A 7,960-nucleotide genomic window follows, 5' to 3' on the forward strand; every position below is an offset into this window, starting at 1 on the left:
AAACTGAGAGTAGACTGATTTCCAAGGAGGTAGATCATGAGGAAGATCTGTCCATTGGCAACCTGTCCTTAAAACATAAAAGATGGCATTAAGCATCTCTCGTCTAGCGTGCTTAGGTGGCTTGCCAGCTTTTTTCTTGCATATTATAGGTTCAAGCACTTGCCATTCTTGATTATTTAAATCGCTAGGATAAGGTTTTCTTATCATATTAGGCTCCTGGTTAAACAGCCTCTATTTTAAACGATTTTAATAATTCAGAGAATGTCTCTAAAGTGTTTATTACAGGAGACGTAGATGAATATATGGATCTTATTAATCTCTAAGAACTTTAACTTGATGGTGTGGTGGTGAAGATGGGAGGAGAAAGGAAAAATACCCCTGCCTCCTCCTTAACTTCTTAAGAGAAAATACTAATCAGAAAATATTATTTCTTGGGGGCTACATACATTATTTTAAATGTTCGACCTTCTTTAGGGCAAACTGCATCTAGTTGCTGTTCCAAGGTATCTTTAATACGAGCGTCAAAGCCTAAAAATTTAATACGACAACCAGGCTTTTGTAAAAATTCTACCAAGTTTTTAGGATCATGAACAATACGGATAGGAGTAAAATTAAGCTTGTTGGTAGTGCTTCCTGTTTCAGAAATAAATTTTTCAATAGGACTCATAGAAAAAAGAGTTATTTGCCCATTAATATCACCAATTTCTCCATTTGGAAAATAAGTCGAAGCGATTTGATTGATTTTTTCTACATCATTTTCTTGAGGTTGTGGTAAGCCTAAAGCAGTACAAAAAACTCTTACATCTGCCAATTTGGATAATGCTCTTCCTCTTTCTATTTTTGCTTCTGCCTGAGCAAGCTTAATCTCAGCATCTATTCGTGTTTTAGCTAACTGCTCCAGTGTAGCATCTAACTCTGCTTCTCTAGTATTCAATTGTTCTTTTCTAGCAGCTAACTCTCCTTTTTTAGCAGCTAACTCTCCTTTTTTAGCAGCTAACTCTTCTTTTCTAGCAGATATATCTACCATTCTAGCGTCTAATGCTGCTTTTTTTTCTGCGATTTGCTTAGCTTCTTCTTGTAGATGAGCTTTATAACTTTCTTTATTTTCTTCAACAAAAATTCTTAAATTGTTAACTGCCGCGGTATATTGAGCATACTGCGTAAATGCTTCTTTAAATTGTTTATATTCTGCTGAAGAAGTAGATATGGGAGTCATAAAATTTCCTTGGTTTAAAGTTTAGCGATTCAAAGAAAGACTATAGTAACTCTCTATATTTCTTACAAATTCTTTATTGAATCTTTAAGAAAAATTTAACAATGAATTTAAAAAACCTCTCCAATTTTCTTGTGATCATAAATGTTTAATAATTTTCTTTTTTTTTCAAAAAAATAATATTATTTATTGCTTATCAAAATAAGCCTAAAGTATAATAAAAATAGTAAAGATTATTCCTAGGAGACCTGTATGAGTAGTATGAATTTTACCAATCATCAAGGATCTTACTTCAATCATTTCCCCTCTCAATCCTATTCTAGCTTATCTCAGTTGAATAAAAGCAAAATAGAAAGCAATAAAGTGGGAAAAGATACTCTTCTACAGGGCAGTGCTATCACTGAGGAGACTAAAAGACAAGATTATCTCAACACTATAGAAAGCATACAATCAATTGCTTATGATAACGATGTAATTAAGGTGCAAGAGAATTTATCCCCTAGCTTTAATCAATCCTCCGAATCGAAAAGAGATATTGTAGCTGAAGCGAAAGCGGTAAAAATTTCTAAGGCTCTTGAATTGGTTTCTAATACTATTGAAGAATTAGAGGAACCCTCTTTCGAATTGGAAGATTGGGATACGATAAAAGAAGAAAGCCAAGAAATTGAAGTAAATGGCCAATCGGAAGCAAAGTTATATGGTGAGACTATTTTAGATATATACCAAAAAGAGAAATCTAGTGTTGAAGAAAAAAAAACAGTTAGCGTGGAAAAAATAAATGTTAATGCCGAAGAAGCAAAAGTAAAAGTCGAAGAAGTAAAAGTGAATGTCGAAAGAATTACAGTAACTGAAGAAAGAAAAGTGGCAGAACATCAAGAGTCTAAAAATGTTGGTAAACAAGCGATTGTAGAAAAATCCATAGAAAATACTCATGTTAGCGAGTTGGCTGAGGTCACAGAGGATGTAGTTGAAAAGCATGGGTTAAATATTATCAAAGCGGACATCCCTGCCCCAGAAAAAAGAGATAGAAAAGCAGATCTAAAAGCTGTTCAAGAGCTTAAAGGCCTACTTCCTGATCTGCACTCTCATTTAGCCGATAAGTTTGTTAAAGTAGGCGATCAGTATGTAGGTGCTAAGGAGGCTGCAGAAAAGTTTCTTAGCCAAAATAAGGTAAGCCATAAAGAACACCGTAGCTTCATTGATAAATTCTTACGGGAAAATACTTTCCACAAGTTTGTTGATGGAAAAGCTGTTGAACTTAGCCCTGAAGAATTAGAAGTTTTTAAGCAAAAATTTACCCAGTATGCCACTTATATTTTAGCTGTTAACAATTTAGCTATCTTTGCGCAAGAACAAGATAAAAAAGTTGAGCAAGAACAGGAAAATCTACCTATTACTCACTCTAAACAAAATGCCGAGACTTCTTCCCAAACTGCAAATGTAGCGGCTAAAAGGGAGATTGATCCTCAAAAAGTGAAAGCCTTTATCATCCAAGAAAGTACTCGCGACTTTGTAAGGCGCATGAGAAGCATTACAGAGAAGGCTATCCAAGAATATAGAAATAGGCTATATGAGCAACATCAACAAGAGATAAGAGATTACGCCAAACAGCTTATTCTAGAAAAAGAGATTATTAAAAAAGAACAGACACGTTTCGAGGTGTTACGCCTCCAGCAAAAGATGCAAGAACAGCATGAGGAAATTCTAAATAAATCTATCGAGGTTCTTGTTAATTTAGCAGAGCCTTTACCCTCGTCTACTAAGGAAGAGCTAAAAGTTGTTGAAAAGCAAGCTGAAGAGATCCTACCTGGTATTAAATTACGCAAATGGGGGACTGAACATCAACTAGAGATAGCCACAAGGCTTATTCCTCCTCTGGTCCCTAGAAGAGTAAGAACAAATGCATGGGTTTAATTTCAAGAGGATAGGTTATATATTCCTCTTAGGTTAAAGGTGAGCATATATTGCCTTCTCTTTCCCTCTCCATGCCTGTCTTCTTCTATGGTTTAAATACAGAAAATGCTGCCCTTATATATTAGCGGTACCCTCTAACTATCATATGAGCGTAGGTTTTGATCGAAGTCCAGTCAGCCGCTTTCTTGCAGAAATTAAGCCAAATGATTGGCAGAGTTTATCGGCAGGAAAAGGAGCAAAAGGCGAACGCTATTATCATTGGTATCGTCTAGAAATCAATTCAGCTAGCCCTGAAGGGTGGCACGTTGGCTTTTGTTTAAGACGTAACGTAAAAGACTCTCGTGATGTAGCTTATTATATAGCTTGTTGTCCCAATAATGTTACTTCACAAGATATGGCCAAAGCTGCAGGAAGTCCGTTGGACGATAGAGGGTGCGTCGCAGGCGCACAAAGAAGTTAAATATGAACAAAAAAGCTTTGTGCATAAGCTGTACAAATAATGGAGAAGGCCCTCCGAAGTCGGTTTTCCGGAAGGGGCTTCAAACCGCCTTAAGCTGTTGTTATAAAGAGTAATGATAGTGAGCATTAAGGAAAAGTTGAGATAAAACTTGGAAGGTATGAATCGGAAAGACGAATAAACCTTAAACCATTTTTTTCTCCTCTTTTCAAAGAAAAAAATATACCTTTAGAATAATTTTTTCAACTCATCTATGCGTAAGGTGAGTAAGTTAGCAAAAAATTAAGCTAGCCGAACTTCTTTAGAAAAAAATTCATTGACAAATCTGCAAAAAAAAGATTACAAGCTTAGTGTTTGATATATTAAGTAATAATTTAATCACTTGCTTAAGCAAAAAAGATAAAGAAGGTAAGCGGTCATGGCGGGTAGCCGTCCTTAATGTATTGATACTAAGGAGATAATATAAATTATAAATGCATACAAAAAACAGCTATTTGCGAACACTTTTGACTTTGTAGATGCCCGTAGAGTCGCACCTAAAGCTGGATATGCCCAGTGACCGCTTACCCAGATAGGGGATTTGCATGAAGTTTTGGTAACAATACTGATTGCCAAGCGACTGACATAGTAAAAAGACATGTTCCCGCCGGTATCTTTTCAAGGATAGAAGTTGTAACCAAAAATTTTTATGTTACTGAAAAGGAACAAGAAATTAGGAGGAAGAAAAATCACTTTTGAAAGGAGGGATGTGGATGTAGCGTGAGAGGCAGTAAGAGCTTTTTTTTTACAACTATTCAAGTCCGATAAGATTGAGCAACGCTATGGTAATGCTCTTGAACTTGAGGTAAAAGAGGGTAAAGCCCAGATAATAAAGGACCAAGAATTATTAAAATATTACTTTACTAGAGTACGGTTAGATAAAAGAGAACAACTCAAATAGAAAACATATTAAAAATTGTTTGCTTACAGTCTAAACGTATAACTTTTTATGTTCCAGATTCAGGGAAAGGAAAATAATTCTGGAAATAAAGCAAACTAAAGCGATACAAAAGGCGATGAAAGCAGGAAAATGTATCCATTCTTAAATAGATAGGATTAAGCGTTTATTAATAATTGTAGAAAAAGGTTAAATTTATCTTAAGGATTAGGAGATTTTAAAGAATATGACCGCTAGCAGTTTAAATGGAGGTAGCCTCGTTGGCTTGCCTGATTATAAAGTTAATGATTTAATTAGGGAAAAAATTCCGGAAAATACTTTTACAAGTATAAACGTCCAAACAGTAACCCATCCATTTATTGGAAATGATGCAAAAATAAATGCTAGAAAAATAACTTTAACAAGATCAAATTTATCAGTTGGCTGGGAAGTGGCAAGAGCTATTTTTCTTCAGTTGTTTAATAGTGGAAAAGCTAGATTACGGTACCGCGATGACCCCCGGGCTGTAAACGGGAACTTGGTTGCATCCTTTTTAGGACGTGATCCTTCTTTGGAAGACAAAGATATAGCTCGTGCAGAAGAAGAACTAAAAGTTATTTATGCTAGATGCATGACGATCACACTTTATATTTCAGATGATTGCAACTATTTGGAAGCAGACTCCTTAACAGAACATAGAGCAGTAGTAAATGCTCGTAATGCAGCCCAAAAATGTATATTGTCATAATAAGGATTTATTTAGACATAAATTACATGCCCCTAGGAAAATATAATTTCTGATTAGAAAGGGGATAAGTTATAGTAAAGATCTCTAGAGAAGGAACAAGGCGCTCCAGTCACATACTGAATTGATTCGTTTATTTATCAGGCGAAACTTAATACTTAACAATTTATTCAATAAATAAAAAGCAATAAGTTGATTTTGAAAATAACAAAATAATAATAAATTTAAAGGATTTAAAATGGAACCAGCATATCGTTTAAACGGTGGAAACCTTGCCGGCCTACCTGACTATAAAGTAGCTGACCTGATTAGTCAAAATATTCCTCGTGAAACTTATTCTAGCATTAATGTTAAAAGCCTAATGTATCGTTCCTCTTACTGAAGGAGATGTCAAAGCTCGCAAGATATTTTTAGAAGTCTCGCATCTTTCCGTAACTTGGCTATCTTTTAAGGTCATATTAGAGAAAATGATAGGAGTTCGAGTGGATAACAATGTTGAAATTGATACAGACTTAATAGCTGGCCAACTTTTAGGAAATCACTCTGAGGATGCAGAATCACGCGAGACAGGTATTGAAGAAATTAAAAGAGCTTATGCTGAATGTATGAATCTCGAATTAATAATATCAGAAGATTGTAATTTTTGCGAGATCAAAATTCAACAACAGAAATATTATATTATTGCTAAAAAGGTAAGTCAAGTAGCTAGCTTTGCTATTAAAGCAAGCTTAGTAGTAGGTCCTATGGTGCCTAAGGTGTTTGCAATTTTTAAATAGCAACATATTAGAACTATTTTAAAAAGACAGAGTAACAATGAAATAGGTAAATTTAAACATAAATAAATTTGTACTCTAGAAAATTATTTATTCTTCTCAAATTAGTCCCATAAAATTAAAGGAATTAAGTAATGAATCCATCCATAAATATAAACACTGCACCGGGTATTACTGCAGTTAATACTAATATGCAATTAATGCAGCCTATCCGGCAATTAGAAGTACAAGATATTAAAGAAGCGGTAGAACTATGCTTAGATAATGAAGGTGTTATTTTGTTAGAGGAATACCAAGAAATGTCTCTCAAAAAATTAGAGGAACATTTTAAAAAACAAATAGATGAATTTTTTGAATGTGATAAAGCTGCTCAAGCTATGTTAAAAAACAATGCTGATAGCTTGGAGTATTCGCAATGTGTGAGTGAAGCTGAAAAAAAAGTAGAAAATATAAATAATATCATTAATGCTTTAAGTAGTATGCAGCAATATACAGAAAGCTATAATTTGCAGCAAGAAAAAGTAGTACGTTTACTGCAAGATATGCGTTCTTCCATCCCTTTAGGCAATAGCATAATTTTAAGAAAAGATATAGAAATGATGCGGGCTATTTCTTCAATTCCTCAAGATAAAATTTATTTTTCTCCTGCCCAAGGAACTTTTTATGAACCGCAAATTAGCGCAGCAGAACTAGCAGGATGGTTTCACAAGCAAATTATTGAGGAGTGTTATGAAGGAGTCAGCATAGCGCGTAAGATGGATTGCATGTATAGCTATCAACTAAACACAATGTGTACAATCATAGGGCTCAAGAAGAAAAAAAATAAAGGAGGGGAAGAAATGATTAAAAAACGTTCTTCTTTTCGAAAGACTATTAAAGGATATACTTCAAAGGCAGATAAACAAGAGATGGAATCTCTGTCTAGTAAGTGGCGCAAATTATACGATTATGCCTCAGCTTATTATGAAAGTATGTTAAGACATAGTAAAGAGAAAAGTTTAGAAGAAGTAAAAGTTTTGCAAACAACAGTTCTTAAAGAGATATCCAAGGAGTTACCCAACATGCTAACTCAATGGAAGTATGAAAAATGCGAAGTCGGTACATCTGAAGAACTTATAAAAAAGTATGGAGCTTCGCCAAACATAGCAAGAGAAGCTGATTATATTATATTATTCCATATAAAATATGAGTAATTGCTTGGTAAGAAAAAATATTTCTCTAAATATGTAGCTTTAAAATAAATATTTAGACCCTTTGGCTAAAGAATAGAAGATAGCTATTCTTTAATCAGAAGTGCAAATAGGGATGGCAAAAGCTTACAAGATGATCTATAAAGCAGTCAGTTTTTATCCTTGCTAATATAGTTAGCTATCGCTGACTCAAAAGAAAATAATTGTCCTTATAATAAAAGCATTATTTCATGCCAAATAAGCAGGCTATATACCAGCCATAAGAAAGCGAGACGGAAGTAGCTTGGAGACGCGGGTTGCGGCATCTTGATGATTGCTAGATTTGCTACCTTTTCCTATTTTAAAATATTTTCTTTGGCAAGCCTATAATGTCATTAAAAATGATTTTCTTTAGTAAATCAAAGAGCTGAATGCTTATTAAAAACTTCCACACCGAGTGACTTAATTAAAAATAATAATATAGGAGAAAATTTATGATAAGCAATGATGTAGAATCAGGAGTAGGTCCAGCTTGGTATTTTGTTAACCGTACAGATTCCCAAGCAGCAGAATTGGTAAGAAATGCTGCTCCTCCCCATGTTTTTTCAAGAATAATGGTCGCTACAGTTGATCATCCTTTTTTTGGTAAAGATGAATTAATAAGAGCACGAAAAATCACTTTTGAAAGGACGGATAAGGATGTAGCATGGGAGGCTATTAGAGCTTTTTTCCTCCATGTATTTAAGCGTACTAATAAGATTCAGGCACTTTAT

The 7,960-nt window shown here is 34.3% G+C and carries 9 protein-coding genes; 7 read left to right on the forward strand and 2 right to left on the reverse strand.

Annotated features, from left to right (window positions below):
• Window positions 1-204, reverse strand: a 204-nt coding sequence (locus DB41_RS03370) for a transposase (protein WP_238578414.1), incomplete at its 3' end; no start/stop codon positions are given.
• A 220-nt stretch (window positions 205-424) separates the two neighbouring features.
• Window positions 425-1,216, reverse strand: coding sequence for a hypothetical protein (locus DB41_RS03375; RefSeq protein ID WP_039384306.1), 792 nt, complete (start codon window positions 1,214-1,216; stop codon window positions 425-427).
• A gap of 249 nt (window positions 1,217-1,465) precedes the next feature.
• On the opposite strand from DB41_RS03375, the gene DB41_RS03380 reads away from it, so the two are divergent.
• The 7 genes from DB41_RS03380 to DB41_RS03405 all read left to right on the forward strand — a co-directional run.
• The gene (locus tag DB41_RS03380) at window positions 1,466-3,127 is read left to right on the forward strand and encodes a hypothetical protein (RefSeq protein ID WP_039384307.1); all 1,662 of its coding nucleotides are present in this window, start codon (window positions 1,466-1,468) and stop codon (window positions 3,125-3,127) included.
• 145 nt (window positions 3,128-3,272) lie between these two features.
• Window positions 3,273-3,587 carry a hypothetical protein gene (locus DB41_RS03385; RefSeq protein WP_052243851.1) on the forward strand — a complete coding sequence of 105 codons (315 nt, stop codon included), beginning with the start codon at window positions 3,273-3,275 and terminating at the stop codon, window positions 3,585-3,587.
• A gap of 1,160 nt (window positions 3,588-4,747) precedes the next feature.
• Window positions 4,748-5,248 (forward strand): hypothetical protein, encoded by a 501-nt coding sequence (locus DB41_RS03390; RefSeq protein ID WP_039384308.1) that lies wholly within the window; start codon window positions 4,748-4,750, stop codon window positions 5,246-5,248.
• Between the two features lie 235 nt (window positions 5,249-5,483).
• Window positions 5,484-5,627, forward strand: a complete 144-nt coding sequence (locus DB41_RS11595) for a hypothetical protein (protein ID WP_155117560.1) — start codon at window positions 5,484-5,486, stop codon at window positions 5,625-5,627.
• Window positions 5,628-5,727: 100 nt separating this feature from the next.
• The gene (locus DB41_RS03395) at window positions 5,728-6,021 is read left to right on the forward strand and encodes a hypothetical protein (RefSeq protein ID WP_039384309.1); all 294 of its coding nucleotides are present in this window, start codon (window positions 5,728-5,730) and stop codon (window positions 6,019-6,021) included.
• 131 nt (window positions 6,022-6,152) lie between these two features.
• The gene (locus DB41_RS03400; RefSeq protein ID WP_039384310.1) at window positions 6,153-7,211 is read left to right on the forward strand and encodes a hypothetical protein; all 1,059 of its coding nucleotides are present in this window, start codon (window positions 6,153-6,155) and stop codon (window positions 7,209-7,211) included.
• 470 nt (window positions 7,212-7,681) lie between these two features.
• Window positions 7,682-7,960 (forward strand): hypothetical protein (locus DB41_RS03405; protein WP_039384311.1); only part of this gene is annotated, 279 nt, incomplete at its 3' end.

Origin of the sequence: Neochlamydia sp. TUME1 (assembly GCF_000813645.1) — a bacterium.
GTDB lineage: Bacteria > Chlamydiota > Chlamydiia > Chlamydiales > Parachlamydiaceae > Neochlamydia.

What these genes read in the sequence shown, in the direction of transcription:
- DB41_RS03375 (WP_039384306.1), bottom strand. Translation starts at nt 1,216, where the DNA reads ATGACTCCCATATCTACTTCTTCAGCAGAATATAAACAATTTAAAGAA.
- DB41_RS03380 (WP_039384307.1), top strand. Translation starts at nt 1,466, where the DNA reads ATGAGTAGTATGAATTTTACCAATCATCAAGGATCTTACTTCAATCAT.
- DB41_RS03385 (WP_052243851.1), top strand. Translation starts at nt 3,273, where the DNA reads ATGAGCGTAGGTTTTGATCGAAGTCCAGTCAGCCGCTTTCTTGCAGAA.
- DB41_RS03390 (WP_039384308.1), top strand. Translation starts at nt 4,748, where the DNA reads ATGACCGCTAGCAGTTTAAATGGAGGTAGCCTCGTTGGCTTGCCTGAT.
- DB41_RS11595 (WP_155117560.1), top strand. Translation starts at nt 5,484, where the DNA reads ATGGAACCAGCATATCGTTTAAACGGTGGAAACCTTGCCGGCCTACCT.
- DB41_RS03400 (WP_039384310.1), top strand. Translation starts at nt 6,153, where the DNA reads ATGAATCCATCCATAAATATAAACACTGCACCGGGTATTACTGCAGTT.